The following is a 26,015-nucleotide window of genomic DNA, read 5'->3' on the forward strand; positions in this document are numbered from 1 at the left end:
GAGTTCGGCCCCGGCGCGAGCAGTGCGCCGGGGCCGATTCGTGGTGCGCGTCGCTCAGGCGAACACGCTCAGCACCAGGACGAAGGCGAAGCCGATGACGCCGATCAGCGTTTCCAGCACCGTCCAGGTCTTCAGCGTGGTCTTGACGTCCATGCCCAGGAAGCGGCCGACGAGCCAGAACCCGGAGTCGTTGACGTGCGAGAGCACGGTGGCACCGCAGGCGATGGTGATCACCAGCAGCGCCCGGTAGAGCGGCGAGACGCCCTCGGTGGCCGCCACCGTCGGCGCGAGCAGCCCGGCGGTGGTGGTCAGCGCCACGGTCGCCGATCCCTGGGCCACGCGCAGCGCGGTGGAGATGACGAACGCCGCGAGCAGCAGCGGGAATCCGAAGGAGCTCAGCGTGTCGGCGAGGGCGTTGCCGATCCCGCTGACCTTGAGCACCTCGCCGAACATGCCGCCCGCACCGGTGATCAGGATGATCGCGCAGACCGGCGCCAGCGCGCCGTTGACGATGCCCTCAACGGAGGCCCGGGAGCGCCCGCGCCCGAGGATCGCGATGCTGGCGATCGCGGTGATCAGCAGGGCGACCGGGGTCGCGCCGAGCACCTGCAGCGCCTGCACCCAGGTGGCATCGCCGTTGACGACCCCGGCGGTGTCCAGCGTGTCCAGCCCGGTGTCCAGGAAGATCAGCAGCATCGGCAGCAGCAGCAGCGCGATGACCGTGCCGAACTTCGGGTACGGCAGGGTGCTGTCCTCGGCCTCGGTGGTCTTGCCCGCGGCGGCAGCCGAGATGGCGGGCACCGGCACGTCCACTCGCCTGCCGATCAGCTTGCCGCCGACGTAGCCCGCCAGGTACCAGGTCGGGATCGCGATGACCAGGCCGACGATGAGCACGAGGCCCATGTCCGCGCCGAAGAACTCCGCCGCGGCCACTGGCCCGGGGTGCGGCGGGACGAAGGCGTGCATCACGGCGAACGCGCCCACCGAGGGCAGCGCGTAGAGCAGCACCGAGCCGCCGAACCGGGTGGCGACGCTGAAGATGATCGGGACGAACACCACGAAGGCTGCGTCCAGGAAGATCGGGAAGCCGAAGATCAGCGAGGCCACGCCGAGCGCCAGCGGTGCCCGCTTCTCGCCGAAGCGGGTGATCAGGCTGTTGGCCAGCACGTCGGCGCCGCCGGTGACCTCCAGCAGCCTGCCGACCATCGCGCCGAGGCCGACCAGCAGACCGACTTCGGCGAGGGTGTCACCGAACCCGCCCACCAGGGTGTCGACGAGTTCGTCGAGCGGGACGCGGGTGGCCAGCGCGGTCAGGACGCTGACGAGCACGAGCGAGATGAACGCGTGCAGCCGGAACTTGATGATCAGAAGCAGCAGCAGCGCGACGGACGCGAGCGCGATCGCCAGCAGCGGACCTACTCCGTAGGCCGGAGTTATCGTTTCCATCTTGGTTATTCCTCAGCACTGAGCGAATACGATCTGTCGGGACGCCCCTGGTGGGGCCTGTTCACCGCCGGTGCGGCGGGTGGTCGGGGGCGGTCAGCGGTGCTCGCCGCGCCCGTCGGTCTCTGGAATTCCGGCGTCGTCCACCTCTCCGAAGCTCATCGGGCGTCGGCTGCCGCGCCGGGCCTCGTCTCGGACAGCAGGGCGCGCGCTCGGCGGCTCAGCTCGGTGCGGTCGCCGCCGTCGAGGGCATCGCCCAGCAGCGGTCCGCCGACGCCGATGCCGCAGGCCCCGGCGTCGAGGTAGGCGCGCGCGGTTTCCAGCGAGACGCCCCCGGTGGGCAGCATCTCGATGTCGTCGAGCGGGGCGCGGAGCTCTTGCACGTACCCGGGCCCGCCGAGGCTGGCCGGGAAGATCTTGACCGCGCTGGCTCCCAGCTTCGCGGCCGTGGAGACCTCGGTCGCGGTGAACGCGCCCGGGAAGTAGGCCAGGTCGTGCGCGGACGCGCGGGTCGCAACGTCGCCGTCGGTGTCCGGCGAGACGATGAATCGGGCTCCTGCCTCGGCCGCGCGGTCCACCTGCTCCGGGGTGCGCACGGTGCCCACGCCGAGCTCGACGCCGGTGCCGTGCCGTTGCCCGGCGGCGCGGACGGCCTCCAGCGCCCCGGGCGTGTTCATCGTGACTTCGAGGCAGCGCACGCCGGCTTCGACGAGCGCGTCGATGACCGGGTCGAGGTGTTCGCCGGTGCGGCCCCGGAGGATCGCGATCACCCGGGTCTGCCGGAGGCCGTCGCTCAGGGGGATCTTCTTCGAACTCAATTGCCTGACCTTTGTTTGCAGCATGTGCAAAAGCTATGTAAATGTTGCACTAGTCTGTAGGCTGCCCCGTCAGAGGTCAAGGAGCGATATGTCGAGAACCGTCGCCAAAGCCGTGGTCGTGCTCAACGAGCTGGCCGAGGGCCCGCAGCCGCTGTCCGCGCTGGCCGACTCGGTGGGCGTGCACTCGTCCACCGCGTTGCGCATGATCCAGCCGCTGGTCGAAGCGGGCCTCATCACGCGCGGCGGGGACGGGAAGTACCGCTTGGGATTGCGGCTGGCCGAGCTGGGTCAGCAGGTCATCGACAACCTCGATCTGCGCGCCACCGCGCGCGAGCACCTGCTCCCGCTGGCCGAGGCGACGCGGGCGACCGTGCACCTGGCTCAGCTGATCGACGATTCGATCGTGTACATCGACAAGATCGAGAGCTCCGCGACCATGCGCACCTGGTCCCGGATCGGCAGGCCGGTGCCGCTGCACACCTCGGCGGTGAGCAAGGCGATCCTCGCCGGCCTCGACCCGGTGGTGCGCGACCGGCTCATCGACGAGTGCGGTTTCGAGCCGCACACCGAGGCCACGATCACCACCCGCGAGGCGTTCCTCGACGAGCTCCGGGCGACCGGGGAGCGCGGTTACGCCACCGACGCGGGGGAGTTCGAACCGCTGGTCCACTGCGTCGGCGTCCCGGTGCCCGACGTGTCGGGGATCAAGGCGGCGATCTCGGTGACCACCATCCAGGCCGAACCCGACCACGACGAGCTCCGCGGGCTGGTGCCCCGGCTCGTCGCCGCGGCGACCGCGATCGCCGCCGACCTCGGACACCGGAGCTGACCGGACCGGGCGATCCCCGAACGCAGACACGGACAGGAGAAGTCGACCAGTGAAGATCACCAGCCTCAAGACGTACCTGATCGAGCCCCGCTGGCTGTTCCTCCGGATGGAGACCGATGACGGCATCGTGGGCTGGGGCGAACCGGTCGTGGAGGGACGCGCCGAGACGGTCGCGGCCGCGGTCGGCGAGCTCTCCGAGTACCTGATCGGCGCCGACCCGCGCCGCATCGAGGACCACTGGCAGGTGCTGACCAAGGGCGGCTTCTACCGGGGTGGACCGATCCTGTCCAGCGCGGTCGCCGGTATCGACCAGGCCCTCTGGGACATCCGCGGGAAGTCGCTGGGCGTGCCGGTGCACGAGCTGCTCGGTGGCGAAGTGCGCGACCGGATGCGCATCTACTGCTGGATCGGCGGCGACGAGCCCACCGCGGTGGGCGAGGAGGCGGCCAGGCAGGTGGAGGCCGGTCTGACCGCGGTGAAGATGAACGCCACCGGGCGGATGCGGCCGCTGGAGACCAAGGCGCAGATCCAGGCGGCCGTCGATCGCGTGGCGGCGGTCCGCGAGGCGATGGGCCCCGACCGCGACGTCGCGGTGGACTTCCACGGCCGGATCTCGCCCGCCGTGGCGCGCGTGCTCTGCCGCGAGCTGGAGCCGCTGCAGCCGATGTTCGTGGAAGAGCCGATGGTCCCCGAGCTGTCCAACGACCTGCGGCGGATCTGCGACTCGACCACGATCCCGATCGCCACCGGCGAGCGGTTGTTCTCCCGGTGGGACTTCCGCGACGTGCTGCCCTCCGGTGTGGCCGTGGTGCAGCCGGACCTGTCGCACGCGGGCGGGATCTCCGAGTGCAGGCGGATCGCCGCGTTCGCCGAGGCCTACGGCGCGAGCTTCGCACCGCACTGCCCGCTCGGGCCGGTCGCGCTCGCGGCCAGCCTGCAGGTCGACTTCGCCAGCCCGAACGCGCTGATCCAGGAGACCAGCCTGGGGATTCACTACAACCAGGGCTCGGACCTGCTGGACTACCTCGTCGATCCGTCGGTGTTCGAGTTCGCGGACGGATCGGTGCAGCGGCCCACCGCACCGGGGCTGGGCGTCGAGATCGACGAGCAGGCCGTGCGGAAGGCCGCCGAGGTCGGCCACCGCTGGCGCTCGCCCATCTGGCGCCACGAGGACGGCAGCTTCGCCGAGTGGTGAGGGGTGATTCGTTCGGGGCTGCGTGGCGGTGCCGGGAGCGGAACCTCAGCGGCCCGCTGGCTGCGGGAACCGTTCCTTGAGTAGTGGCCTACGCGGCGTCGCGGCGCTCCGGAGTCGGGCCGCTGAGGACCCGCCGCGGTGCGGGTTGAGTCCCGCGCTCGAGACGGCGGCTTCGCCGCGAACTGGAACTCGAAAACAGCAGGGGCGCGTGAAGTTCATCCGCGCGCCCCTGCTGTTTCCCGTGGCGTGGGTCAGAGCTCTTCGCCGACCAGAGCGGCCTCGGCCGGGACTCGGTGCGGGTTGCGGCGCAGGCCGGGTGCCAGCAGCAGTGCGGCGATGACGCACAGGACCGCGCCGACCGCGAAGGGAGCGCTGTCGAAGCCGAGCCACTCGGCGACGTGCCCGACCAGGGTGGCCGCGACGGCGCCGCCGAGCCAGCGGCAGAAGTTGTAGCCGGCGCTGGCGACCGGGCGCGGGGCGTCGCTGACGCTCATCGCGCTCCCGGTGAACAGGGTGTTGAGCAGGCCCGAGGCGATACCGCTGACGATCACCCCGACGACCACCACCGGCTTCGGGCCGATGGCCATCACCGCCAGCACGACCGCGTAGAGCAGCACGGCGATCACCGTGCCGCCGACCTCGCCGAAGCGGGCGGCCAGCCGGGGCGCCAGCGTCACGCCGGCCACCGCCACGCACAGGCCCCAGCCGAAGAACACCAGGCCGACCGCGATCGCGCCGAACTGCAGCACGAACGGCGACCAGGCCAGCACGATGAAGAACGCAGCGGTGTAGAACGCCGAGCCCAGCGAGGTGCGCAGCAGCCCGCGGTGCTCGAGGGCCTTGAGCGGGTCCAGGATCCCGACCTTCGGGCGCTTGGCCTCGTCCTTGGGCAGGAAGCCGGCCGACAGCACCAGCGCGATGGCCATCAGCACGGCGGTGCCCGCGAACGGGCCGCGCCAGGAGATGTGGCCCAGCAGCGCGCCGAGCAGCGGGCCGGTGGACAGTCCGATGCCCAGGGCGGCTTCGTAGAGCAGGATCGCGGCCTGTTGCCCGCCGGAGGCCGCGCCGACGATCACCGACAGCGCGGTGGCGATGAAGAACGCGTTGCCCAGGCCCCACACCGCGCGCAGCGCGACCAGCTGGCCGATCGAGCTCGCCAGCGCGCAGGCGACGGTGGCGGCCACGATCAGGATCAGCCCGGTCATCACGGTGCGCTTGGCGCTGAAGCGGGCGCTGAACGCGCCGGTGATCAGCATCGCCACCACCTGCACGCCCAGGTAGGACGAGAACAGCAGCGTGACCTGGGATGGTCCCGCGTTCAGCGCCTCCGCGATGGACAGCAGGATCGGGTCGACCAGGCCGATGCCCATGAACGCGATGACGGCGGCGAAAGCGGTGATCCAGACGGCTTTCGGCTGCCCCTTGAAGACTTCGGCCAACCGAACATCGTGCCCGGCACTCATGAGACCTCTCAACGACCGCGGTGGTGAACCGCCCAGCGAAGCATTTCGTTCGCAATGCTAACCACTAATTCATTAGCAGGACCAACGAAGATGAGCGGGCTCACCGACCGCGGCCGTCCGCGCGGCGGGCGCGTCAGCTCAGCGCGGCGCTCGCGGCCGCGGCCACCTTCTCGTCCGGGTGGTATTCGCCCAGCGCGTGCAACAAGGTGGTGGCGCTGGAGGTCTCGGCCTTCGCCATCTCGTTGATCAGGCTGAGCTGGTCCTCGGTGGGCTGGCCGGAGAAGTCCGCGATGAACTCCTCGAGACCGCCTTCCAGCGTCGCGGCCATGCCGTCCAGGGTCACCGCGAACTCGTCGCCCGCCCTGGTGGCCTCGAGCCCGGCAGCGGCCTGGAGCCAGACCCGCACCGCCGCTCCGCAGCACTCGTCCTCGACCAGCCCGCGAGCTGCGGCGACGCCCTCCTCGCCCGCGTACTCCAGGATCGCCAGCGCCGCGAGCCGGACCCCGGGCTCGTCGACGCGCCCCAGCACCCCGGCCAGGTCCGCTGCGGCCTGCCGCGCGCCCCGATGCGCGATCCACTGCTCGCTCAGCGCCCGCTGGGTCTGCGGCGGGGACTCCGCGAACAGCAGCGCGATCAGCTCGGCGGGCGCGGTTCCCAGCTCGTCGACGGTGGGCACCCGGAACCCGAAGGCGCGCAGCGACTCGCGCGCCGCCCACTGGCCCGCTGGACGCATCTCCAGCGACTGCTCGTCCTCATCGGCGACGTGCACCGCGTCCATCGCGATCCACTGCGTGACGATCGTGCGCACCACCGGGTCCAGGGCCTCGGAGTCCTCGAGCTCCAGGGCTTCCGCGGCGAAGTCGATCAGCGCGTCGACCGGCACCGGCTCGGTCGCGGTGTAGAGGACGCTGAGCAGCGTCTGCACGATCTCCGGGAGCGCGTCCTCGTCGACGTCCTCGAGCTGCTCCCGGAACGCGTCCTCGATCAGCACGAACCGCTGCCACAGCCGGGTCCACAGCAGCCCGGGCTCCTCCAGCATCGGCGCGGCGATCAGCGTGGGCACGATCCGCTCGTCGGACATGCGCAGCAGACCGGTCCGCTCGCACCACTCCAGCACCAGGTCGGCGGTGGTGGTGTCGCCCAGCGCCTCGACCAGCTCGTCGGCTTCCGACGGGTCGCCGCTGGACTCGGCCCACCGCACGGCGGCGGCGACCTGCTGGATGATCGGTGCGTCCGCGGCGATCTCGGGGTGCGGTTCCTCGCCGGAGAGCTGCACCGGAGGCAGCCACAACGCCTCTTCCTCGGTCTCGCCGTCCCCGTCGAGCCGTTCCGCGAGCTCCTCGTCGACGTCGGCCTCGCCGTTCTCCACCAGGGTCGCGAACTCGGCGACCGCGTCCACATCGGTCTCGTCGATGCCGCGCTCGATCATCGCGGTGCGCCAGAACTTCTCCGTCCCCCACTCGGAGGGGTCGGCCATGCCCGCGAGGTACTGCTGGGCGGCGGCGTCGACGGTCTGGTGCAGCGCGTCGAGCGGGTCGCCGGTGAGCAGGTCCTCCTCGGCGAGGAAGTCCAGCCAGTGGTGGACGAACTCGGGCAGCGCCGCCCAGTTGCTCCGCAGCAGCGCCTCGCGGGGCGCGGTCTGGGCGACGAAGTGCGCGACGTCGGCCTCGGTCCAGTGGGCGAGCAAGCCGTCCCGGGCGTACTTGTCGCGCAGCAGCAGCATCGCGAGCTCGGCCGAGACCTCATCCGGGTGCCGCTGGGTGAAGAGGGTGACCAGTTCGAAGCGGGCGGCCTCGTACCGCCCGGTCTCGCCGTGGATGAACGCCGTGCGCATGGCCGACTCCGTTCGCTCAGGTGTGCGGAACTGCTGGAACGAGGTTAATGACCTCGCTCGCCCGGACCGCGCAGCGGCGGGCGTGTCGGGACGTGCCGAGCGGGAGATCAGCTCCAGGCGGCCGCCGCCAGCAGCAACCCGATGCCCCCGGCCCCCAGCCCGGCCAGCACGGTGCCGAGCACGTTGAGCACCGCGAACCACCGCGCTCCGTCGGTGACCAGCTTGACGCTCTCGTAGCCGAAGGTGCTGTAGGTGGTCAGCGCGCCGCACAAGCCGACCCCGATCAGGGGCCGCACCAGCGGCGGCGACATCCCGAACAGAGCCGCTCCGGTCAGCAGTCCCAGCAGCAGCGAGCCCGCCGCGTTGACCGCCAGCGTGCCCCAGGGAAACCCGGTGTCGTGCTGCGCCTGCACCCAGCGGTCGGCGAGGAAGCGCAGGCAGGCCCCGACGGCACCGCCCAGCGCGACGAGCAGGACGCTCACTCGGAATCCCGCCCGCTGTAGCGGATGACCTCGACGTCGTCGAGCAGCACCAGCCCTTCGCCGACCAGCTCGTCGAGCTGCGGGACGAACGCCCGCACCCGGGCCTCCTCGTCGACGATCACCACCGCCACCGGCAGGTCCTCGCTCAACGACAGCAGCCGCGCGGTGTGGATCGCCGAGGAGGCGCCGAACCCCTCGATGCCGCGGAAGACCGACGCCCCCGCCAGCCCGGCCTGGCGCGCCCGCAGCACGATCTCGTGGTACAGCGGTCTGTGCTGGTAGGTGTCGTCCTCGCCGACGATCGCGGTGAGCCGAACGGCGTTGCCCTGCACACGCATCAGCGAACTCCCTTCAGCGCGCGGACGATCAGCCGGGTGGCCACCACCCCGGCGAACACCGCGAGCAGGCAGCTCACCGCGGTCCCGGCCAGGTAGGCCAGCGCGAGGGCCGGGTGCGCCTGCCGCGCGAGCTCGAACGCGTCGGTGACGTAGGTGGAGAACGTGGTGAACCCGCCGAGCAGTCCGACGCCGAGGAACGGGCGCAGCAGCCGGTGCGGGGTGACCACCTCGGTGATGGTGTACATCAGCACGCCGATACCCAGGCAGCCGAGCACGTTGACCAGCAACGTCGCGCCCGGTCCCGGCCAGGTCAGCGCCGCGCCGTGGCGCAGCAGCGACCCGATCGCGCCGCCCGCGGCGACCACCCCGAGCACGTCCAGCGGTGCGCGGACCGGGGGCTTGCGCGTCGCGCGCAGCTCGGGAGGAAACGCCATGCCTGCGCACGCTACTCGCTCGGAGCGCGCCGGCCGCGACAGGTCAGCGGCGCCCGACCGCCTGGCCGGACCGGCCGGTGGCGCCCCTGACCTGCGGTAGTTCCGGTCACATCACCGTGATCTCGGCCCGCCGCGCGGACTCCGGGTCCCCGCTGGCGTCGCCCTTGCCGGTGGTCTCCAGGCGATCGGCGGAGATGCCCGCCTGGGTGAGCTGATCGGCGACGGTCTGCGCCCGCTGCATGGACAGCTGCTGGCTGTCCATGCTGGACCCGCTGACCGAGGCCGTGTACCCGGCGATCTCGAAGCGCATGTCCTGCGGCGCCTGCTTGAGCATCTCGGCGGCCTGGCTGACGCTCTGGCTGCCCTGCTCGCTCAGCTCCGCGGAGTCGGGGTTGAAGGTGATCGGCGCGCTCTGCTGGAGTTCGTCGATCTTGCCCTGCAGCTCCGCCTTGGCGGCCTCGGCGTCGCCCGCCTGGCCCTGCCCCTCTTGGCCCTGGCCTTCCTGCCCCTGACCTTCCCCGCCTTGGCCGGTGCCCATGCCGCCCGGCGTGGTGGCTGGTGCCTGCGGGGCTCCCTGCCCCTGCTGATCGCCCTGTTCACCGGTACCGCAACCGGCGAGGAGCGCTGCGGCGCTGGCGATCACAACGACGGAGTACTTGATGCTGGTTCGGCGCATGGCCACCTCGCTGTGCGAATCGGCTGAGTTGGCCAGATGGTGCTCCCCGAACTGTCCACAACGGATGTTGGAACACGCGGGGCCATGCGAACGGGTGAGGTTTTAACGCCGATGGGGTGTGAATTCGATGAGCGAGGCTGCACGTCCCGGTCAGCGGCTGGCCACTCGGCGATATCGCGCCACGGCCAGCGGGATGAAGATCGCCAAGATGACCAGCGAAGCGCCGATCGAGTACAGCACCGCGTGCTGCGAGGGCCAGCTGTCCGGCGGTGGACCCGTCACCCGCAGCGGATTGCCGTAGAGCTCGCGCAGCGCGTCGGCGGTCACCGTGATCGGATTCCACTCCGCGAAGGCGCGCAGCGGACCCGGCATCGCCTCGGCGGGCACGAACGCCGAGGACACGAAGGTCACCGGGAACAACCACAGCAGCCCGGCGCTCTGGGCCACCTCGACGCTGCGCGCGACCAGCCCGATGAAGGCTCCCACCCAGGACATCGCGAAGGAGAACAGCAGCAGGATCGCGAAGGCCAGCAGCGCGTCGACCAGGCTGCCCCGGATCCGCCAGCCCACGATCAACCCGCACAACGACATGATCACCACGGTCAGCACGCTGACCGCCAGGTCCGACGAGGTGCGGCCGAGCAGCACCGCGACCCGCGACATCGGCAGCGATCGGAAGCGGTCGACCATTCCCTTGGTCTGGTCGCTGGCCAGGCCGATGACGGTGAACGCGCTGTTGAACGCCACGGTCTGCACGAAGATCCCACCGATCAGGAACTCCCGGTAGGCCTCGCCGCCCAGGCTGCCGCCGAAGACGTAGGCGAACATCAGCACGAACATGATCGGCTGCGCGGTGCTGGACAGCAGCAGGTCCGGGTTGCGCCGGATGTTCATCAGGTTGCGCCAGGCGACGACGCTGCTGTCGCGCAGGCTCGCGGTCAGCGCGGTCATCACTGCTCCTCCTCGGCGTGCCGTCCGGTCAACCCCAGGAACACGTCGTCCAGGCTGGGCCGGTGCAGCCCGACGTCCTGCACCGCGATGCTGTCGGCATCGAGCCTGCGCAGCGCCTCGATCAGGGCCTTCGGTCCGGTGTCGACCGAGACCGAGACCCGCCGGAGCTGCTCCTCGGTCTGCGGGGCGCCGACGCCGACCTCGCCGAGCACCCGGGCGACCACAGGGAGGTCGACGGCGTCCTGGGCGACCAGCTCCAGGCGTTCCCCGCCGACCTGGGCCTTGAGCTGGTCGGCGGTGCCGCCCGCGATCACCCGGCCGCGGTCGATCACCGCGATCGAGTCGGCCAGCTGATCGGCCTCCTCCAGGTACTGGGTGGTCAGCAGCACCGTGGTGCCGTCGGTGACCAGCTCGCCGATGACCTCCCAGGTGTCCATCCGGCCGCGCGGGTCCAGCCCGGTGGTGGGTTCGTCGAGCACCGCGACCGCGGGCCGGGCCACCAGCGCTCCGGCAAGGTCGAGCCTGCGGCGCATCCCGCCGGAGTAGCCCTTCGACGGGCGATTGGCGGCCTCCTCCAGCCGGAAGCGCTCGATCAGCTCGCGGGCCCGTTTCGCCGCGCTCTTGCGGGACATCCCGTAGAGCCTGCCGACCATGTGGAGGTTCTCGTAGCCGGTGAGGTGCTCGTCGACCGCCGCGTACTGCCCGGACAGCCCGATCACCCGGCGCGCGGCGTGCGGTTCGGCGAGCACGTCGTGACCGGCCACCCAGGCCCGCCCGGAGTCCGGGCGCAGCAGGGTGGTCAGGATGCGGACGGTGGTGGTCTTGCCCGCCCCGTTGGGGCCGAGCAGCCCCAGTACCTGCCCGGCGGGCACGTCCAGGTCCACCCCGTCCAGGGCGCGCGTGGAACCGAAGCTCTTGACCAGGGCCTCCGCCCGGATGGCACTCATCGAAGACCGCCCCCACCAGTGGAATGCACGATGTCCGGTCACTGTAGGAGCGGATGCCGACACTCCGCCTCCGAATTTTTCCGCCCGCGGAGGTTCTTGCGGACGGGAACGCAGGTCGGATGTGACGTGGCGCGGTGCGCAGCAAGGTCGACTCGACAGAAGTTACCACCAGGTAATACCCTCTTGTTACCGACGAGTAAGGGCCGAGCCGGGCCCGCCGCAGAGCAGCGCGCAAGAGGGAGCCTTCCGATGGGCCACTACAAGAGCAACGTCCGAGACCTCGAATTCAACCTGTTCGAGGTGCTCAACGTGCAGGATCGACTGGGCAAGGGCGCCTTCGAACAGTCCGACCAGGACACCGTCAGGGGCGTGCTTTCCGAACTCAACGACTTGGCCAACGGCCCCCTCGCAGACGGCTTCGTCACGGGTGACCGCAACCCGGCGCAGTTCGACCCGGCGACCCACTCGGTCACGCTGGACGAGACCTTCAAGAAGTCCTACAAGGCCGTGCAGGACGGCGAGTGGTGGCGCCTCGGGCTCCCGGACGAGCTCGGCGGCTACGGGATCCCGCCGACGGTCAACTGGGCCGCCGGCGAGCTGATCCTCGGTTCCAACCCGGCCGTGTACATGTACATGGCCGGCCCGAACTTCGCGACCATCCTCTGGAACAACGGCACCGAGGAGCAGCGCAAGTGGGCCGAGCTCATGATCGAGCGCGGCTGGGGCGCCACCATGGTCCTCACCGAGCCGGACGCCGGTTCCGACGTCGGCGCCGGTCGCACCAAGGCGGTCAAGCAGGAGGACGGCACCTGGCACCTGGACGGCGTCAAGCGCTTCATCACCTCCGGTGACCAGGACATGACCGAGAACATCATGCACCTGGTGCTGGCCCGCCCCGAGGGGCCGGACGTGGAGAGCAAGCCGGGCACCAAGGGCCTGAGCCTGTTCCTGGTCCCCAAGTTCCACTTCGACGGCCAGACCGGTGAGCCCGGCGAGCGCAACGGCGCCTTCGTCACCAACGTCGAGCACAAGATGGGCCTGAACGCCTCCGCCACCTGCGAGGTCACCTTCGGCCAGAACGGCACCCCGGCCAAGGGCTGGCTGCTCGGCGAGGTGCACGACGGCATCGCGCAGATGTTCCAGGTCATCGAGTACGCCCGGATGATGGTCGGCACCAAGGCCATCGCCACCATGTCCACCGGCTACCTCAACTCGCTGGAGTACGCCAAGGAGCGCGTGCAGGGCGCCGACCTGACCCGCGCCTCGGACAAGACCGCCCCGCGCGTGCCGATCACCCGCCACCCGGACGTGCGCCGCAGCCTGATGCTGCAGAAGGCCTACACCGAGGGCCTGCGCGCGATCTACCTCTACACCGCGGACTTCCAGGACCAGATCCAGCAGGGCAAGGCCGACGGCTCGGACGTCGAGCTCGCCGAGCAGATCAACGACCTGCTGCTGCCGATCGTCAAGGGCGTCGGCTCCGAGCGGGCCTACGAGATGCTGACCATCGCGCTGCAGACGCTGGGCGGTTCGGGTTACCTGCAGGACTACCCGGTCGAGCAGTACATCCGCGACGCCAAGATCGACAGCCTCTACGAGGGCACCACCGCGATCCAGGCGCAGGACTTCCTGTTCCGCAAGATCGTGCGCAACCAGGGCGTCGCCATCGGCCACGTCGCCGCCAAGATCCAGGAGACCCTGGAGGCCGCCGACGCCGACGACCGCCTCAAGGAGGAGCGCGCCGCGCTCGGCAAGGCGCTGCAGGACACCCAGGGCATGCTGGGCACCCTGTTCGAGTTCCTGACCGCCTCCCAGGAGGAGGTCACCAACATCTACAAGGTCGGCCAGCACGCCGTGTCGTTCCTGCTCAGCGTGGGTGACCTGCTCGTCGGCTGGAAGCTGCTGCAGCAGGCCGAGATCGCCCAGGTCGCGCTGGACGCCGGCGCCTCCGCCAAGGACGAGTCCTTCTACCAGGGCAAGGTCGCGGTGGCCCGATTCTTCGCCAAGAACGTGCTGCCCGAGCTCACCGGCCGCCGCAAGATCATCGAGGCGGCGGACCTCTCCCTGATGGAGCTGGACGAGAACGTCTTCTGATCCCAGCGATCAGCTGAAACGGCCCGCATCCCGCTCGGGGTGCGGGCCGTTTCAGCAGGGGCGGTGACAGTTTTGCCTAAAGTTGCAAGCCGTCGGTGCCGGAGAATGCCCGTGCAGTTCTAGGCAAAACTGTCACGCCATCCCACGCAAGGCCGATGAGCAGGTCGAGTACCTGAGCAGCGGATCCGCAGCCACGCGGCGCGTCAGGTTCCCCGCGCGATCACGTCGCGGAGCGCGACGGGTCGAGCTCCACCCGGCCCGGTGGTGCCGACCGGCTAGAGCGCCCCGGCCTCCCGCGGCACCGGGGACGGCGCGCGCGGTGGTGGATCCACCGCGGAGCGGGCGGACAGGAAGGCGATGAACAGGCCGACCAGCAGCGCGGCCCGGCCCCAGACGCCGATCATCAGCGCCTGGGCGGTGAAACCGTCGTAGATGCCGCTGGACTCACCGGAGGTGATCAGGTGCAGCCAGCGGAACACGCCCACGTACATCGCCGCGTCGGCCAGCAGGTACGCCACGATCCAGCCCCAGCGGACGTGCACCAGCGCGAAGAACGGCAGCAGCCACAGCGTGTACTGCGGCGAATGCACCTTGTGCAGCAGCAGGAACCCGCACAGCATCGCCGCCGAGACCTGCACCCACGGGAACGTGCCCGTTCTGGAGCGGAGCCACCAACCCGCCCAGCAGGCGATCGCGAACGACAGCAGCACCAGCGCCGGCGAGATGATGCCCATCGCGTCCTGGAACGAGTCCGAGCCCGCCCACTGCCGGAAGCCCCAGAACCAGATCGAGTTCGTGCTCAGATCGACCTGCCGCCGGGACTGGAACTCGAACGAGGCCAGCCAGCCCTCGAAGCCCGCGATCATGAACGGCACGTTCACCAGCACCGCCGTGCCCGCGGCGGCCCCCACGACCCGCGCGGCGCCGCGCCAGTCCCGGCCGGACCCGCTGGTCAGCACGTACAGCGCCAGCGGCAGCACGAAGATCGCCGGGTAGATCTTCACGGCGAACCCGAGCCCGAGCAGCACCCCCGCCCAGGTGGCCCGCCGCCGCAGCGCGGCCCGGTCCGGCGGCGGATCGTTCCTGTGCATCACGTAGACGGCGGCGACGGCGCAGGCCACGACCGGCAGGTCCCAGTTGTGGAACGCGTAGAAGACCAGCGGCGGGCCGAGCGCCCACAGCAGCGCTCGCCAGCGGCTGAGGCGGCCGAGCCACCAGGCGACCGCGAGCCCGAACGGGGCCATCAGCAGCGCCGAGGCCAGCAGGAATCCGGCATCGGTGTGCACGAAGAACGCGCCTAGCCAGATCAGCAGTCCGGTCAGCACCGGGTACTCGACCACGCCGCCGTAGAGCGACCCGTCCGAGTCGATGCCGCCGTGCACGTACGGGAAGACGTGCCGGTCGATGTCCCGGCCGATCCACAGGTTCTGGATGTCGGAGTAGCAGACGTCGGCGTAGGACCGCTCCTGGTAGTTCGGCCCCGACCGGCCCCACTCGTCGAACGAAGGGCCGGTGCACCGCGCCTTGTTCAGGTAGCCCAGCAGCAGCGTGCCCGCCGCGAGCAGGCACAGCACCACGAGTGCGGAGGTGGCCAGCCCGCGCTTGGCCCCAGTTCCCCAGATGCCGGGCTCCCTTCTCAGAGCCTGCTGCGCAGGAACTCGATGTCCGCGGCCTGCCCGTCGCCCGGGGTCTCCACCACCACCGGCGCCTCCGCTGCGCGCACCACGGCGGCCAGCGCCTCCGGATCGATGTTGCCCTCGCCGATGTTGGCGTGCCGGTCCCGAGAGGAGCCGAACTCGTCGCGCGAGTCGTTGAGGTGCACCAGGTCGATCCGCCCGGTGATGGCCTTGACCCGCTCGGCCAGGTCCGCCAGGTCCTCGCCCGCCGCGTGCGCGTGGCAGGTGTCCAGGCAGAAACCCGCCCCGAACTCGCCGACCGCGTCCCACAGCCGCGCCAGCGCGTCGAAGTTCCGGGCCATCGCGTTCGTGCCGCCCGCGGTGTTCTCGATCAGGATCGGCACCTCGAAGCCGCCCTCGGCGGCCTGCCGCTCGAAAAGCTTGCGCCAGTTCGCCACGCCCTCGGCGGGGTCGTCGTCCTTGGTCACGTGCCCGCCGTGCACGATCAGCCCGCGCGCGCCCACCTCGGACGCCGCCGCGGACTGCTGCAGCACCGACTTGCGCGAGGGGATCCGGATCCGGTTGTTCAACGACGCCACGTTGATCACGTACGGCGCGTGGATGAACACCTCGATCTCGGAGGCGCGGAGCTGCTCGGCCTGCGGGTGCGGCTGCGGCTTCTTCCAGCCCTGCGGGTCCGAGAGGAAGAACTGCACGACCTCGGCGCCTCGCTCCTCGGCAGCGGTCAACGGGTCGTCGTCGCGAACATGAGCGCCGATACGCATGGGCAGCAGTCTATGCGGACTCCGGGACCGGCTCACCGGGTGGCGCGCTCGGCCGCGGTGGAACTTTTCCGCCGATTTTTCGATCTTGCGCAACCAACGGAGGTACTTGCGCGTTAAGCACAATGCAACACTGGTGTCGATCAGTAGCCTGTTCGCGGGGAGGCGAGCCATGGGTATGCGGGGCAAGGCCAACCCCTTGTTCAAACCGAGCGCGCTTCGCCGCACGGCCACCACCGGCTTCGCCGGGCTGGCCCTCGCGCTGCTGAGCGCGCCGCCGGCGAGCGCCGCCGACCCGCTGGTGGTGAGCACCTCGCTGGCCATCGTGGAAGCCGAGCCCGGCCAGCCGGTCGCCGTCGAGACCAAGACCATGGACCTCAAGCTCCGCGAGGCGGCGCTGCTGGCGATGCCGCTGCACCTGGGGACCGCCAACGAGGCGGTCGAGCGGTTCGAGCAGCAGAGCCCGATCCAGCTGGGCACCGTCGACGTCGGCAGCACCACCTTCTCCGGCGGGGACATCGCCGAGGCGGCCGCGCCGCGCTTGGAGCGCATCGGCTTGCCCGCGGACAAGGTCGACGACGTCCGGTTCCACTTCAACAACCTGGTGAGCCTGGGCAACTCGGTGACGGTCAACGTGCCCGAGCCCGAGCCCGCCGAGCCGCCCGCGGAGGAGCAGCCCGCCCCGCCGCCGGAGGAGTCCTCGCCACCGCCGCCCGAGAGCACGAGCGCACAGCCCGCGCCCGCGCCGGACGCCGGGGCCCCGCCGACCCACGCGCCCGCGCCGGCGCTGCCGCCGAGCGCGCGCAGCGCTCCGCGGGCGATGAGCGTGCTGCCGCCGAGCCTGCGCAGCGCATCCGAGCTGCCCTGGGCCAACTCCAGCTACGGTCAGATCCCCGGTTCCGCGCCCAGCGTCGGCGACCTGGCGAAGCAGGCCGAGCAGCAGCAGCGCGAGCAGGACCGCCAGGAGGAGATCCGGGCGGCGGGAAGCGCCGAGGCGATGCCCGGCGAGACCTCCGAGAAGGTCGCGCTGCCCGTGCTGCTGGCCGCGATCTCACTCGCCGTGGTCACTGCCGCGCTGGTTCGCTCCTGGGTGCTGCGCAGGCAGTAATCGCAGCGCAAGCGGCGTGAACCGGATCCGCTGAAGCGCCCGGCGGCCCGCTGCGGAAGCCGCCCGGGCCGATGTCAGCACTGTCGGTGAGGCTTGCTAGCCTTGACCGGTTCGTCAACGCGACGACCCTCCTGCCGCGGAAAGTCCGTGGCCGTGAGTCCACAGGAGGTGAGTGGTCTTCATGCGTCATTACGAGCTCATGGTCATCCTCGACCCGAGCCAGGACGAGCGCACCGTCGCTCAGTCCCTCGAGAACAACTTCCTCAACGTCATCCGCAACGACGGCGGCACTGTCGAGAAGGTTGATGTCTGGGGCCGCCGCCGGCTGTCCTACGAGATCAACAAGCAGGCCGAGGGCATCTACGTGGTCATCGACATCAACGCCGAGCCGGCCACCATCAAGGAGCTGGACCGCCAGCTCAACCTCAACGAGTCGATCCTGCGGACCAAGGTCCAGCGCAAGATCGTTGAGCCCCGCAAGGTCGCCCGTGCCGCCGCGGCTCGCGCCAAGGCCGCCAAGGCCTCCGCGGCCAAGGCCTCTGTCTGAGTTCCAGACAGCGAACCCGCTAACGACCAGACTGGAGTCCCCAGGTCATGGCTGGTGAAACGGTAATCACGGTGGTCGGCAACCTGACCGCCGACCCGGAGCTGCGCTTCACCCCGTCCGGTGCGGCGGTCGCGAACTTCACGATCGCCTCCACCCCGCGGACCTTCGACCGCCAGAGCGGCGAGTGGAAGGACGGCGAGGCGCTGTTCCTGCGCTGCAACATCTGGCGTCAGGCCGCGGAGAACGTGGCCGAGACGCTGACCCGCGGCATGCGGGTTGTCGCGCAGGGGCGACTGCGCCAGCGGTCCTTCGAGACCAAGGAAGGCGAGAAGCGCACGGTCGTCGAGCTCGAGGTAGACGAGATCGGCCCTTCGCTGCGCTACGCCACCGCCAAGGTCAACAAGGTCAGCAGGGGCGGCAGCGGCTTCGGTGGTGGCGGCGGCGGTGCTTCCAGCCCGGCCGGTCCGCCCGCCGACGACCCGTGGGGTTCGGCTCCGCCTGCCGGCTCCGGTGGCGGGTTCAGCGACGAGCCGCCGTTCTAAGACGGCGCAGCTAATGCTTTAGGAAGTTTCGAGGAGGAAGACCGATGGCCAAGGCGCCCGTGCGCAAGCCGAAGAAGAAGGTCTGCGTGTTCTGCAAGGACAAGGCTGCGCAGATCGATTACAAGGACACGACGCTGCTGCGGAAGTACATCTCCGACCGCGGCAAGATCCGTGCCCGTCGGGTGACCGGCAACTGCAGCCAGCACCAGCGCGACGTCGCCATCGCGGTCAAGAACGCCCGCGAGATGGCGCTGCTGCCCTACACCTCGACCGCTCGCTGATCAGGAAAGGAGTCGAGTCGTGAAGATCATTCTCACCGCTGACGTCTCCGGTCTCGGCGAGTCGGGCGACATCGTCGAGGTTCGGGACGGTTACGCGCGCAACTACCTGCTGCCGCAGAACCTGGCGATCGTGGCAACCAAGGGTGCGCAGAAGCAGATCGAGACGATCCGCCGCGTCCAGGAGAACCGCCGCGTGCGGAACCTGGAGCACGCCCAGGAGCTCAAGCAGCAGCTGCAGAACCTGGGTTCGGTCACGCTGACCGCCAAGGTGTCCAAGCAGGGCAAGCTGTTCGGTTCGATCACCAACGGCGACGTCGCGAACGCGGTTCGCAAGGCCGGCGGCCCGAACCTCGACAAGCGTTCGGTCTCGCTGCGCGGTCACATCAAGTCGCTGGGCAAGCACGTCGTCGACGTGCGTCTGCACCCGGACGTGACGGCCAACGTCAGCGTCCAGGTCACCGGCGAGGAGCAGTGACCCGGTAGCACCGGTTCATTAGCACGGCATCGTCCACTCCTGCATTCGTGTGAGGAGTGGACGATGCCGTGTCCTGGCCGCCCACTGGCGGTCACTGGGGTCGGGTGCTCGTGACCCTCGGGTGTTGATGACGACACGCCGAAGAGCACGACACGCCGAAGTTTTTCCACGGGATTTTTCCACAGCTAGTACCAAGCTCATGAGCTGGGGTTTTGCGTGAATCTCCACGGCTTCTCCCCAAGTTATCCCCAGCTGTCCGGAAGGCTGCTGGAACTTATCCCCACCTCGTCACAACCTATCCACAGGTTGTCCCGAGTTCTGTCCACAACTTGAGTTGCCTGCTCCAAGCAGGCGATCTAGCTTCGCGCGCGTGCCTTGGCCACCACGGCCCGTTCGCGAGTCGTGCGGGGCAACACGTCCCGAGATCGCCGCTGGACGCGGGCGATCGCTTGCTGCCCTTGGAGGTGACGGGGTCAGGTGACTGTGCCCGACGAGCGGGAAGACCCGTACATCACTGACGGCGGCGGCGCAGGCGGCGGCGCGACGACCTTCGAGAGGCAGCCCCCGCAGGACCTGGCCGCCGAGCAATCCGTGCTCGGCGGGATGATGCTGAGCAAGGACGCCATCGCCGATGCCGTCGAGGTGCTCAGCCCCACCGACTTCTACCGACCCGCGCACCAGGCCATCTACGACGTCGTCCTGGACCTCTACGGCCGCGGCGAACCCGCCGACGCCATCACGGTCTCGGCCGAGCTGGAACGCCGCCAGGAGCTGCTCAAGGTCGGCGGCGCCCCGTACCTGCACACGCTGATCGCCACGGTCCCGACGGCGGCCAACGCCGGCTACTACGCCGAGATCGTCTCGGAGAAGGCGATCTTGCGCCGCCTGGTCGAGGCGGGCACCCGCATCGTGCAGCTGGGCTACAACGGTTCGGAGGGCTCGGCGATCGAGGAGGTCGTCGACCGCGCCCAGGCCTCGATCTACGACGTCACCGAACGCCGCGCCAGCGAGGACTTCCACGCGCTGGAGGACCTCCTCCAGCCGACGATGGACGAGATCGACGCCATCGCCTCCCGCGGTGGCGAGTCCCAGGGCATCCCCACCGGCTTCGCCGACCTGGACCACCTCACCAACGGCCTGCACGCGGGCCAGATGATCATCGTCGCGGCCCGCCCCGGTGTGGGTAAGGCCCTAGCCCTGGATACCCCGCTGCCCACGCCCGACGGCTGGACGACCATGGGCGAGGTCGAGGTCGGAGACCACCTCATTGGCGCAGACGGCAAGCCCACCGAGGTCGTCGCTGCGACCGAGGTGATGCACGACCGCCCTTGCTACGAGGTCGAGTTCTCCGACGGCACCACGGTCATCGCCGACGCGAACCACCAGTGGTTGACCGACACGCGAGCGTCGCGGAAATCTGCCCAAGCGGCCGCCACCGGGTACAACAGGATGCGCAATCAGCGCACCTCCGGGGAGGTGCGCACCACGGAGGAGATCGCGGCGACGCTGCGGTGCGACACCGCGGACGGCCGTTTGAACCATTCCGTCAACGCCTCACGACCGATCGAACTTCCGGAGCAAGAACTGCCGCTGTCGCCGTACGTCTTGGGCGTGTGGCTTGGTGACGGTACGTCGGCATCTGCTGCGTTTACCAGCGCTGATCCGGAAATAGCCGCCTATGTAGAGGGCGAGGGCTATCACGCTCCCGAGGTTCGGCATCAGTACTACGGCATTCAGTTCCCTCTTCCGGGACCGGTTGCCGAGCGTGAGTGCGTCGTCTGCGGCGAGTCCTTTGTGCCTAGGGCCAGTCAGGTTCGGACTTGCGGCAGAAGCTGCGGCGGTAGGGCTCGTTTCATCTCGGCACCGGTATCGCAGCCCACCTGCCCGGATTGCGGCGAACCGACGAGCGGTCTTCGGCAGTGTCAGGAATGTCGGAACGAGCGCGGAACCGTCCAGGCGGTTCTGCGCACGGTGGGCGTGCTTGGGAACAAGCACGTCCCGGCGCAGTTCCTGCGGGCTTCGGAGAGTCAGCGTCGTGCCTTGCTCGCCGGTTTGCTGGACACCGACGGGACTGTCCTGCCGAGTGGCTCGGTGCAGTTCAGCGTTACCAGTGAGCATTTGGCACGCGGCGTTTACGAGTTGATCGTCAGTCTCGGCTACCGCTGTTCATCGACGACCAGGCGGGTCCGTGGGCGCCGTGAGGAAACGTCGACGGCATTCCAGCTCACGTTCTGCACGCAGGACGATGTGTTCCGCCTTGAGCGCAAGAAGCGCGTTCACAAGGAGCGCAACGCGCGTACGCCGCGGATGGTCGGGATGCGCTACATCACCGCCGTTCGGCCGGTGGACAGCGTCCCGGTCCGGTGTGTCGAGGTGGATGCGGACGATCATCTTTACTTGGCGACTCGGTCGATGATCCCGACGCACAACTCCACCCTGGGGCTGGACTTCGCCCGCGCGGCCTCGATCAAGCAGGGACTCGGCAGCGTCATCTTCTCGCTGGAGATGGGCCGCACCGAGATCGTGATGCGCATGCTCTCCGCGGAGGCGCGGATCCGCCTGGGCGACATGCGCGGCGGGCGGATGACCGACGACGACTGGACGCGGCTCGCCCGCCGGATGAGCGAGATCAGCGAAGCGCCGCTGTTCGTCGACGACTCGCCGAACCTGACCATGATGGAGATCCGCGCGAAGGCCCGGCGGCTCAAGCAGCGCCACGACATTCAGCTGATCGTGGTGGACTACATGCAGCTGATGACCTCGGGCAAGAAGGTCGAGTCCCGTCAGCAGGAGGTCTCGGAGTTCTCCCGAAACCTCAAGCTGCTGGCCAAGGAGCTCGAAGTCCCGGTCGTGGCGATCTCCCAGCTCAACCGCGGTCCGGAACAGCGGAACGACAAGAAGCCGCAGCTGTCGGATCTTCGTGAGAGTGGTTCGCTCGAACAGGACGCCGACATGGTGATCCTGATCCACCGGCCCGACGCCTTCGAGCGCGACGACCCCCGGATGGGCGAGGCCGACCTGATGCTGGCCAAGCACCGCGCCGGTCCCACCTCCACGGTCACGGTCGCCCACCAGCTGCACTACAGCCGCTTCGTGGACATGGCCCAGGAGTAGACGCCTCCGGTCATTCCTCCAGCGCGTGCGCGTAGAGGTCGCGCAGCAGGCTGATCTCCGCCAGGTGGTGGATCAGCTCGCGGTGGATGTGCAGGACGAGGTCGGCCATCGCGAGTTCCGGGAAGGGCTCCTTGTCGCCGACGGGTTCGCGGAGCTGGGCCTCGGTGAGGCCCTGGACGCCGACGAGCCAGGTGTCCAGCTGGGTCTCGAGCTGGTCGAGCGCCGTGTCCGCGTCCCCGGCGTACGTCCAGGAGTCGTAGGAGGCCTCCGGCGCGCCGAAGTGCGCCGCGTTGCGCATCGCCAGCACGCCGACGATCACGTGGGCGAGCCGCCAGGCGATCGTGGTGAACGGCGCGGGGTCCGGTGCCGGGTAGCCGTAGTCCACTGTGAAGTCCCCGGATCCGGCCTGGATCTGCGCCGTGGAGGTCCCGCGCGGCCGCACGCTCCACGCGTCCGGGACCGGGGCCCAGAAGTACTCGTCGTCGGTCAGGCCCTCCAGGCGGGCGCGGAGCTGGTTGTTCCAGTGGAAGATGATCTGCTGGCACAGCGAGTTGTTCCAGTCGAAGTCCTTCGCATCCATGCGGCAACCGTGTCACCGATGCCCGACAGGAGCACCCCGACTCACCTGCCGACACCCTCCCGGCCAGCGGCGGACACCGGGAGCGCTCAGCCGACTGGTGGCTCGGCGTTCAACCGCGCGGCAGACTTCGGGGATGGATTTTCCGGGAAAGGCTTCTCGAGAAGGTCGCCGATCTGCCGGAGGCGGAACTGCGCACCAGCCGCTTGCCGTCTGGCTGGACTCCCCTGGAACTGGTCAAGCACCTGACCTTCGTGGAATTCCGCTGGATCGAGTGGGGATTCGAAGGTGAGCTGGTCGCGGACCCGTGGGGTGACCAGCGAGCGGGGCGCTGGTTCGTCGACCCGGGTGAATCCACCGCAGCGCTGTTCGCCGCGTGCCGGACGCAGGGCGCGCACACCAGTCGTGTCGTTGGATCGAGGGATCTCGCGGAAACCGGCCGACCTGGCCCCCGCTGGGCGGGGCAGTCCCCGGCGACGTTGGAGCGAATCCTTTTCCACCTGCTCCAGGAGTACGCCCGGCACCTCGGCCAGCTCGACATCGTCGTCGAGCTCGCCGGTGGGCCGACCGGGGAGTGAATCGCCGCAGGCTGCGATTCAGCCGGGTCGCGAGGGCTCGGTCCACGGGCGCCCGGCGGGGGGCTTCGCTCGGCGTGCGAATTCTCCGGCCATGCACGAGGCTTTATGTAACCCGCTCGGAATCGCGGAGGTGTTCATTAGCTCGGTTGGGCTAGTTCATCCTACTGCCTGTGACGCATTACGGTATTGATCAACTGCTTCGGCGGGAGAACCGAGTGGTTCCCGGTCGAGCTGCTCGAGCTTCCGCGGATTCCATTGCGTGCGCACGAAAATAAGTGCTGACGAAGGGTTTCCGCTCCGCCATGTCGAATCCTTGCCTCTCGAAAGGATTGAGGAACGTGTTCGCTCGATTCACCGGTCGTGCTCTGCTCTCCTCCGCGCTCGTCGTCGGAAGCCTGCTCGCAGGTGGTTCCGCGGTCGGCGCGGCACCGCAGGAGCCCAGCGTCCTGCACCTGTCGACCGAAACCGGAAACCTGAAGAAGCACAAGCAGACGGTGCTGAACTGCCACCCGGCTGGCGGTCCGCACAAGAACGCCGCGCGTGCCTGCGCCGACCTGGAGAAGGCCAACGGCAACATCCAGGCGGTCAGCGCGCCGATGCGCGCCTGCACGATGGAATACCGCCCGGTGAAGGCCACGATGCACGGTTCCTGGAAGGGCCGGAAGGTGGAGTTCACCCAGACCTACGAGAACCCCTGCGTGCTCGAGACGCAGACCGGAGCCGTCTTCGACTTCTGAGGTCGGGGCCTACCGCCCGGACTCGGCGATTTCGGCGAGGCGGTCGAGGGAGGACCGCAGGTTGCCCGGTGTCATGGCGCGGGCGATCGGCAACCGGTTGTCGTCGGTGAGCTGCGACCAGTCGTAGGTGTGCGTGACCAGGGTGCGGGTCTCGCCGACCGGTTCCAGCTCCCATCGCCACAGGTGTCCGGGTTGTGGGTTACCGGGTTCGGAGGGGCGCCAGGCGATTCGGCGCCCCTCCTCGAACTCGACGACGTGGTTCTCGCGCGGGCTGCCGGAGTTCAGCTCCATCACGAAGACCTCCCCGGCGGCGCGCACCCGCTGATCGCGCGTGGCCCGCCCGAGGTTGTCGTTGCCGTCCCATCGCGGTTGCTCCGCGGGATCGGCGATCAGCTCGAAGATCCGCGAGCACGCGGCGGCGATCTCCCGCTGTGCCGTCACGACCATCCGCGCGTTCTCGTCCACAGCGGTGATTCAAGCACGCGAGCGCATTCGGTGCCCGGGTTTCCGTTCGGTCAGCCCGGTTTGCGCGCGAGGAGATGCGCGTGCGGGGTGCGCTCCTCGGGATCCGGCGCGCGTTCCAGCGCTGCCGTGACGGGGATTCCGGATTCGGCGAGCAGTGCCGCGATCTCCTGCGGGGTGTGGCGGTGGAAGGTGAGGTCGATCGAGTGCCCGAACCCTTCCGCGAGGTGCAGCGGTTGCGCACCGACCTGGAAGGCCAGCAGCAGCTGCCCGCCGGGGCGCAGCAGGCGGTGGAACTCCGCGAACACCTCCGGGAGATCGCCGGGTTCGATGTGGATGATCGAGTATCCGGCGAGGATGCCGCCGAGGGATTCCTCCGCGAGCTCCAGCGCGGTCATCGACCCCTGCTCGAAGCGCAGCTCGGGATGCAGCCTCCGCGCGGTCTCGACCATCCCGGCGGAGACGTCGACGCCGAAGACGTCCACCCCGCGTTCGTGGAGGAACCGCGTGGCGTGCCCGGTCCCGCACCCGAGATCGGCGACCGGCCCCGAGCCGGTCTCGGCGAACACTCCGAGCATCGCCCGCCAATGCGGCTTCGCCGCGAGTTCCCCAGCGAAGTGCTCGGCGTAATCAGCCGCGAGCGCGTCGTACGACGCAGCAGTACGGTTCCCCATGCCGCGCGAGCTTAGAGACCCTCGTTCCCCGCGGCTGCTGGGCGGTGCCGGCGACCGCGACAGTTTTGCCTAAAACTGTCCGGACATTTCGGGCGTCGTGGCCATACAGTTTTAGGCAAAACTGTCACGAGCCCGGCCCGCACCGAGGCGGTGGTGCCGCCGCGGCCCAGCCGGTCACACCGTTGACCAGGCGCTGACCAGGGGCGGAAGCATCACGATCGCCTCGCCCGCGGCGGCGCGCATGCGCCGCGGGAGGGCGTCCAGGTCGGTGAGGCCGGTGACGTCGAGCCCGAGGCGCTGCGCCACGGGCAACATGGTGCGCCAGACGCCGGCGAGGAACTCGGTCATGTCCGGGTCGGTCGCGGGGCCGATGCACCCGCTCATGGTCATCCGCGGCGCGGCCAGCCCGGCGTCGCGGAACACGCGGTGCAGCGAGCTGCCCATCTCGGTGCTGGCACCGGCAGCGCGGAAGCTCCGCCGGACGAGCTCGGAGACCTGGTCGATCAGCGTCACCGCCGGGACGGTGCGCGCGGCGCTGATCTCGAAGTCCTGGAAGGTCACCACACCGCCGGGCCGGACGAGCCCGGACAGGTGGCGCACGGCAGCCACCGGGTCGGCTAGGTGCATCAGGATCAACCTGCCGATCACCGCGTCGTAGGGCTGCTCGGCGGTGAGCGAGAAGATGTCGGCGCTGTGGAACCGCGCGTTCGCGAAACCCCGCTCGGCGGCCCGCCGGGTGGCGAGGTCGAGGATGCGCTGCTGCGCGTCCACACCGGTGACCGAACCGTCGGGCCCGACGATCCGCGCCGCGGCCATCGACACGTCACCCGGCCCGCAACCCACGTCGAGCACCCGCATCCCCGGCGCGAGCCCGGCCAGCCGCAGGGCGTGCTCGGTGTGGTCGCCGTAGAGCCTGCCCTGCAGCAGCAGCCGCTGAACCTCCGGGTCGTCGTGGCCGAGCGAGTACTCGGTACCTGCCATGCTCGCTCCCCTCATCGTCGCCGGTCGCGGTCCCATG

General features: G+C 69.6%; 27 protein-coding genes. 11 read left to right on the top strand and 16 right to left on the bottom strand.

Annotated features, from left to right (window positions below; translation table 11 throughout):
- Positions 1 to 54: 54 nt before the first annotated feature.
- Entirely contained in the window at positions 55 to 1,446 is a 1,392-nt protein-coding gene (locus ABD289_RS04420; protein WP_344126776.1) for a GntP family permease, read from the bottom strand.
- A gap of 155 nt (positions 1,447 to 1,601) precedes the next feature.
- Positions 1,602 to 2,261, bottom strand: a complete 660-nt coding sequence (locus tag ABD289_RS04425; RefSeq protein WP_344126778.1) for a bifunctional 4-hydroxy-2-oxoglutarate aldolase/2-dehydro-3-deoxy-phosphogluconate aldolase — start codon at positions 2,259 to 2,261, stop codon at positions 1,602 to 1,604.
- Positions 2,262 to 2,349: 88 nt separating this feature from the next.
- Between ABD289_RS04425 and ABD289_RS04430 the strand changes: the two genes are divergently transcribed.
- Positions 2,350 to 3,090 carry an IclR family transcriptional regulator gene (locus ABD289_RS04430; RefSeq protein WP_344126780.1) on the top strand — a complete coding sequence of 247 codons (741 nt, stop codon included), beginning with the start codon at positions 2,350 to 2,352 and terminating at the stop codon, positions 3,088 to 3,090.
- Between the two features lie 49 nt (positions 3,091 to 3,139).
- Positions 3,140 to 4,285 carry a galactonate dehydratase gene (dgoD, locus tag ABD289_RS04435; RefSeq protein ID WP_344126782.1) on the top strand — a complete coding sequence of 382 codons (1,146 nt, stop codon included), beginning with the start codon at positions 3,140 to 3,142 and terminating at the stop codon, positions 4,283 to 4,285.
- A gap of 251 nt (positions 4,286 to 4,536) precedes the next feature.
- Here dgoD and ABD289_RS04440 read toward each other — a convergent pair whose 3' ends face one another.
- From ABD289_RS04440 to ABD289_RS04475, 8 genes are all read right to left on the bottom strand, one after another.
- A complete protein-coding gene (locus ABD289_RS04440; RefSeq protein ID WP_344126785.1) occupies positions 4,537 to 5,748 on the bottom strand; it encodes an MFS transporter in 1,212 nt (403 codons plus the stop codon).
- A 133-nt stretch (positions 5,749 to 5,881) separates the two neighbouring features.
- Positions 5,882 to 7,582: a hypothetical protein gene (locus tag ABD289_RS04445; RefSeq protein WP_344126787.1), complete on the bottom strand. Its 1,701-nt coding sequence runs from the start codon at positions 7,580 to 7,582 to the stop codon at positions 5,882 to 5,884.
- Between the two features lie 107 nt (positions 7,583 to 7,689).
- Positions 7,690 to 8,064, bottom strand: a complete 375-nt coding sequence (gene crcB, locus ABD289_RS04450; protein ID WP_344126789.1) for a fluoride efflux transporter CrcB — start codon at positions 8,062 to 8,064, stop codon at positions 7,690 to 7,692.
- Positions 8,061 to 8,402: a DUF190 domain-containing protein gene (locus tag ABD289_RS04455; RefSeq protein ID WP_344126791.1), complete on the bottom strand. Its 342-nt coding sequence runs from the start codon at positions 8,400 to 8,402 to the stop codon at positions 8,061 to 8,063. The genes crcB and ABD289_RS04455 overlap by 4 nt, the downstream gene beginning before the upstream one ends.
- Positions 8,402 to 8,836 carry a fluoride efflux transporter FluC gene (locus ABD289_RS04460; RefSeq protein WP_344126793.1) on the bottom strand — a complete coding sequence of 145 codons (435 nt, stop codon included), beginning with the start codon at positions 8,834 to 8,836 and terminating at the stop codon, positions 8,402 to 8,404. The genes ABD289_RS04455 and ABD289_RS04460 overlap by 1 nt, the downstream gene beginning before the upstream one ends.
- 106 nt (positions 8,837 to 8,942) lie before the next feature.
- Entirely contained in the window at positions 8,943 to 9,512 is a 570-nt protein-coding gene (locus tag ABD289_RS04465) for an OmpA family protein (protein WP_344126795.1), read from the bottom strand.
- A gap of 150 nt (positions 9,513 to 9,662) precedes the next feature.
- Positions 9,663 to 10,463: an ABC transporter permease gene (locus ABD289_RS04470; protein WP_344126797.1), complete on the bottom strand. Its 801-nt coding sequence runs from the start codon at positions 10,461 to 10,463 to the stop codon at positions 9,663 to 9,665.
- Positions 10,463 to 11,410, bottom strand: coding sequence for an ATP-binding cassette domain-containing protein (locus tag ABD289_RS04475; protein ID WP_344126799.1), 948 nt, complete (start codon positions 11,408 to 11,410; stop codon positions 10,463 to 10,465). Before ABD289_RS04475 ends, ABD289_RS04470 begins: the two co-directional genes overlap by 1 nt.
- A 249-nt stretch (positions 11,411 to 11,659) precedes the next feature.
- On the opposite strand from ABD289_RS04475, the gene ABD289_RS04480 reads away from it, so the two are divergent.
- Entirely contained in the window at positions 11,660 to 13,504 is a 1,845-nt protein-coding gene (locus tag ABD289_RS04480) for an acyl-CoA dehydrogenase (RefSeq protein WP_344126801.1), read from the top strand.
- Between the two features lie 275 nt (positions 13,505 to 13,779).
- Here ABD289_RS04480 and ABD289_RS04485 read toward each other — a convergent pair whose 3' ends face one another.
- Both ABD289_RS04485 and ABD289_RS04490 read right to left on the bottom strand, forming a co-directional pair.
- Entirely contained in the window at positions 13,780 to 15,081 is a 1,302-nt protein-coding gene (locus tag ABD289_RS04485) for a glycosyltransferase family 87 protein (RefSeq protein WP_344126803.1), read from the bottom strand.
- Positions 15,082 to 15,140: 59 nt separating this feature from the next.
- Positions 15,141 to 15,905 carry a deoxyribonuclease IV gene (locus ABD289_RS04490; protein WP_344126805.1) on the bottom strand — a complete coding sequence of 255 codons (765 nt, stop codon included), beginning with the start codon at positions 15,903 to 15,905 and terminating at the stop codon, positions 15,141 to 15,143.
- A gap of 169 nt (positions 15,906 to 16,074) precedes the next feature.
- Between ABD289_RS04490 and ABD289_RS04495 the strand changes: the two genes are divergently transcribed.
- The 6 genes from ABD289_RS04495 (at position 16,075) to dnaB (ending at position 21,969) form a co-directional block, all read left to right on the top strand.
- Complete coding sequence (locus tag ABD289_RS04495; RefSeq protein ID WP_344126808.1) at positions 16,075 to 17,010, top strand: hypothetical protein; 936 nt, start codon at positions 16,075 to 16,077, stop codon at positions 17,008 to 17,010.
- 181 nt (positions 17,011 to 17,191) lie between these two features.
- Positions 17,192 to 17,557 (top strand): 30S ribosomal protein S6, encoded by a 366-nt coding sequence (gene rpsF / locus ABD289_RS04500; RefSeq protein ID WP_344126811.1) that lies wholly within the window; start codon positions 17,192 to 17,194, stop codon positions 17,555 to 17,557.
- A 47-nt stretch (positions 17,558 to 17,604) separates the two neighbouring features.
- Positions 17,605 to 18,099, top strand: a complete 495-nt coding sequence (locus ABD289_RS04505; protein WP_344126813.1) for a single-stranded DNA-binding protein — start codon at positions 17,605 to 17,607, stop codon at positions 18,097 to 18,099.
- A gap of 44 nt (positions 18,100 to 18,143) precedes the next feature.
- Positions 18,144 to 18,380 (top strand): 30S ribosomal protein S18, encoded by a 237-nt coding sequence (gene rpsR, locus ABD289_RS04510; RefSeq protein ID WP_093151213.1) that lies wholly within the window; start codon positions 18,144 to 18,146, stop codon positions 18,378 to 18,380.
- A gap of 19 nt (positions 18,381 to 18,399) precedes the next feature.
- Positions 18,400 to 18,855: a 50S ribosomal protein L9 gene (rplI, locus tag ABD289_RS04515; RefSeq protein WP_344126824.1), complete on the top strand. Its 456-nt coding sequence runs from the start codon at positions 18,400 to 18,402 to the stop codon at positions 18,853 to 18,855.
- A 510-nt stretch (positions 18,856 to 19,365) separates the two neighbouring features.
- Positions 19,366 to 21,969: a replicative DNA helicase gene (gene dnaB / locus ABD289_RS04520; RefSeq protein WP_344127147.1), complete on the top strand. Its 2,604-nt coding sequence runs from the start codon at positions 19,366 to 19,368 to the stop codon at positions 21,967 to 21,969.
- A gap of 10 nt (positions 21,970 to 21,979) precedes the next feature.
- Here the strand turns inward: dnaB and ABD289_RS04525 are convergent, their stop codons facing one another.
- Complete coding sequence (locus ABD289_RS04525; RefSeq protein WP_344126826.1) at positions 21,980 to 22,549, bottom strand: DinB family protein; 570 nt, start codon at positions 22,547 to 22,549, stop codon at positions 21,980 to 21,982.
- A gap of 203 nt (positions 22,550 to 22,752) precedes the next feature.
- Between ABD289_RS04525 and ABD289_RS04530 the strand changes: the two genes are divergently transcribed.
- Both ABD289_RS04530 and ABD289_RS04535 read left to right on the top strand, forming a co-directional pair.
- Positions 22,753 to 23,124 carry a mycothiol transferase gene (locus ABD289_RS04530; RefSeq protein WP_425564556.1) on the top strand — a complete coding sequence of 124 codons (372 nt, stop codon included), beginning with the start codon at positions 22,753 to 22,755 and terminating at the stop codon, positions 23,122 to 23,124.
- Positions 23,125 to 23,462: 338 nt separating this feature from the next.
- Positions 23,463 to 23,861, top strand: coding sequence for an SSI family serine proteinase inhibitor (locus tag ABD289_RS04535; RefSeq protein ID WP_344126828.1), 399 nt, complete (start codon positions 23,463 to 23,465; stop codon positions 23,859 to 23,861).
- A gap of 9 nt (positions 23,862 to 23,870) precedes the next feature.
- Here ABD289_RS04535 and ABD289_RS04540 read toward each other — a convergent pair whose 3' ends face one another.
- The 3 genes from ABD289_RS04540 to ABD289_RS04550 all read right to left on the bottom strand — a co-directional run bounded on the left by ABD289_RS04540 (position 23,871) and on the right by ABD289_RS04550 (position 25,978).
- Positions 23,871 to 24,326: an SRPBCC family protein gene (locus tag ABD289_RS04540; RefSeq protein WP_344126830.1), complete on the bottom strand. Its 456-nt coding sequence runs from the start codon at positions 24,324 to 24,326 to the stop codon at positions 23,871 to 23,873.
- 50 nt (positions 24,327 to 24,376) lie between these two features.
- Positions 24,377 to 24,997 (bottom strand): class I SAM-dependent DNA methyltransferase, encoded by a 621-nt coding sequence (locus tag ABD289_RS04545; RefSeq protein ID WP_344126832.1) that lies wholly within the window; start codon positions 24,995 to 24,997, stop codon positions 24,377 to 24,379.
- A gap of 174 nt (positions 24,998 to 25,171) precedes the next feature.
- Positions 25,172 to 25,978 carry a class I SAM-dependent methyltransferase gene (locus tag ABD289_RS04550; protein WP_344126834.1) on the bottom strand — a complete coding sequence of 269 codons (807 nt, stop codon included), beginning with the start codon at positions 25,976 to 25,978 and terminating at the stop codon, positions 25,172 to 25,174.
- Between the last annotated feature and the right edge of the window lie 37 nt (positions 25,979 to 26,015).

It is taken from the genome of Saccharopolyspora halophila, assembly GCF_039531955.1.
GTDB classification, from domain to species: Bacteria; Actinomycetota; Actinomycetes; order Mycobacteriales; family Pseudonocardiaceae; genus Saccharopolyspora; species Saccharopolyspora halophila.

Bases quoted from the DNA above. Each gene is read 5' to 3' on its own strand.
- ABD289_RS04420 (WP_344126776.1), bottom strand. From the start codon at position 1,446: ATGGAAACGATAACTCCGGCCTACGGAGTAGGTCCGCTGCTGGCGATC.
- ABD289_RS04430 (WP_344126780.1), top strand. From the start codon at position 2,350: ATGTCGAGAACCGTCGCCAAAGCCGTGGTCGTGCTCAACGAGCTGGCC.
- ABD289_RS04440 (WP_344126785.1), bottom strand. From the start codon at position 5,748: ATGAGTGCCGGGCACGATGTTCGGTTGGCCGAAGTCTTCAAGGGGCAG.
- ABD289_RS04445 (WP_344126787.1), bottom strand. From the start codon at position 7,582: ATGCGCACGGCGTTCATCCACGGCGAGACCGGGCGGTACGAGGCCGCC.
- ABD289_RS04455 (WP_344126791.1), bottom strand. From the start codon at position 8,402: ATGCGTGTGCAGGGCAACGCCGTTCGGCTCACCGCGATCGTCGGCGAG.
- ABD289_RS04460 (WP_344126793.1), bottom strand. From the start codon at position 8,836: ATGGCGTTTCCTCCCGAGCTGCGCGCGACGCGCAAGCCCCCGGTCCGC.
- ABD289_RS04465 (WP_344126795.1), bottom strand. From the start codon at position 9,512: ATGCGCCGAACCAGCATCAAGTACTCCGTCGTTGTGATCGCCAGCGCC.
- ABD289_RS04470 (WP_344126797.1), bottom strand. From the start codon at position 10,463: ATGACCGCGCTGACCGCGAGCCTGCGCGACAGCAGCGTCGTCGCCTGG.
- ABD289_RS04475 (WP_344126799.1), bottom strand. From the start codon at position 11,410: ATGAGTGCCATCCGGGCGGAGGCCCTGGTCAAGAGCTTCGGTTCCACG.
- ABD289_RS04480 (WP_344126801.1), top strand. From the start codon at position 11,660: ATGGGCCACTACAAGAGCAACGTCCGAGACCTCGAATTCAACCTGTTC.
- ABD289_RS04490 (WP_344126805.1), bottom strand. From the start codon at position 15,905: ATGCGTATCGGCGCTCATGTTCGCGACGACGACCCGTTGACCGCTGCC.
- ABD289_RS04495 (WP_344126808.1), top strand. From the start codon at position 16,075: ATGGGTATGCGGGGCAAGGCCAACCCCTTGTTCAAACCGAGCGCGCTT.
- rpsF (WP_344126811.1), top strand. From the start codon at position 17,192: ATGCGTCATTACGAGCTCATGGTCATCCTCGACCCGAGCCAGGACGAG.
- ABD289_RS04505 (WP_344126813.1), top strand. From the start codon at position 17,605: ATGGCTGGTGAAACGGTAATCACGGTGGTCGGCAACCTGACCGCCGAC.
- rpsR (WP_093151213.1), top strand. From the start codon at position 18,144: ATGGCCAAGGCGCCCGTGCGCAAGCCGAAGAAGAAGGTCTGCGTGTTC.
- ABD289_RS04525 (WP_344126826.1), bottom strand. From the start codon at position 22,549: ATGGATGCGAAGGACTTCGACTGGAACAACTCGCTGTGCCAGCAGATC.
- ABD289_RS04545 (WP_344126832.1), bottom strand. From the start codon at position 24,997: ATGGGGAACCGTACTGCTGCGTCGTACGACGCGCTCGCGGCTGATTAC.
- ABD289_RS04550 (WP_344126834.1), bottom strand. From the start codon at position 25,978: ATGGCAGGTACCGAGTACTCGCTCGGCCACGACGACCCGGAGGTTCAG.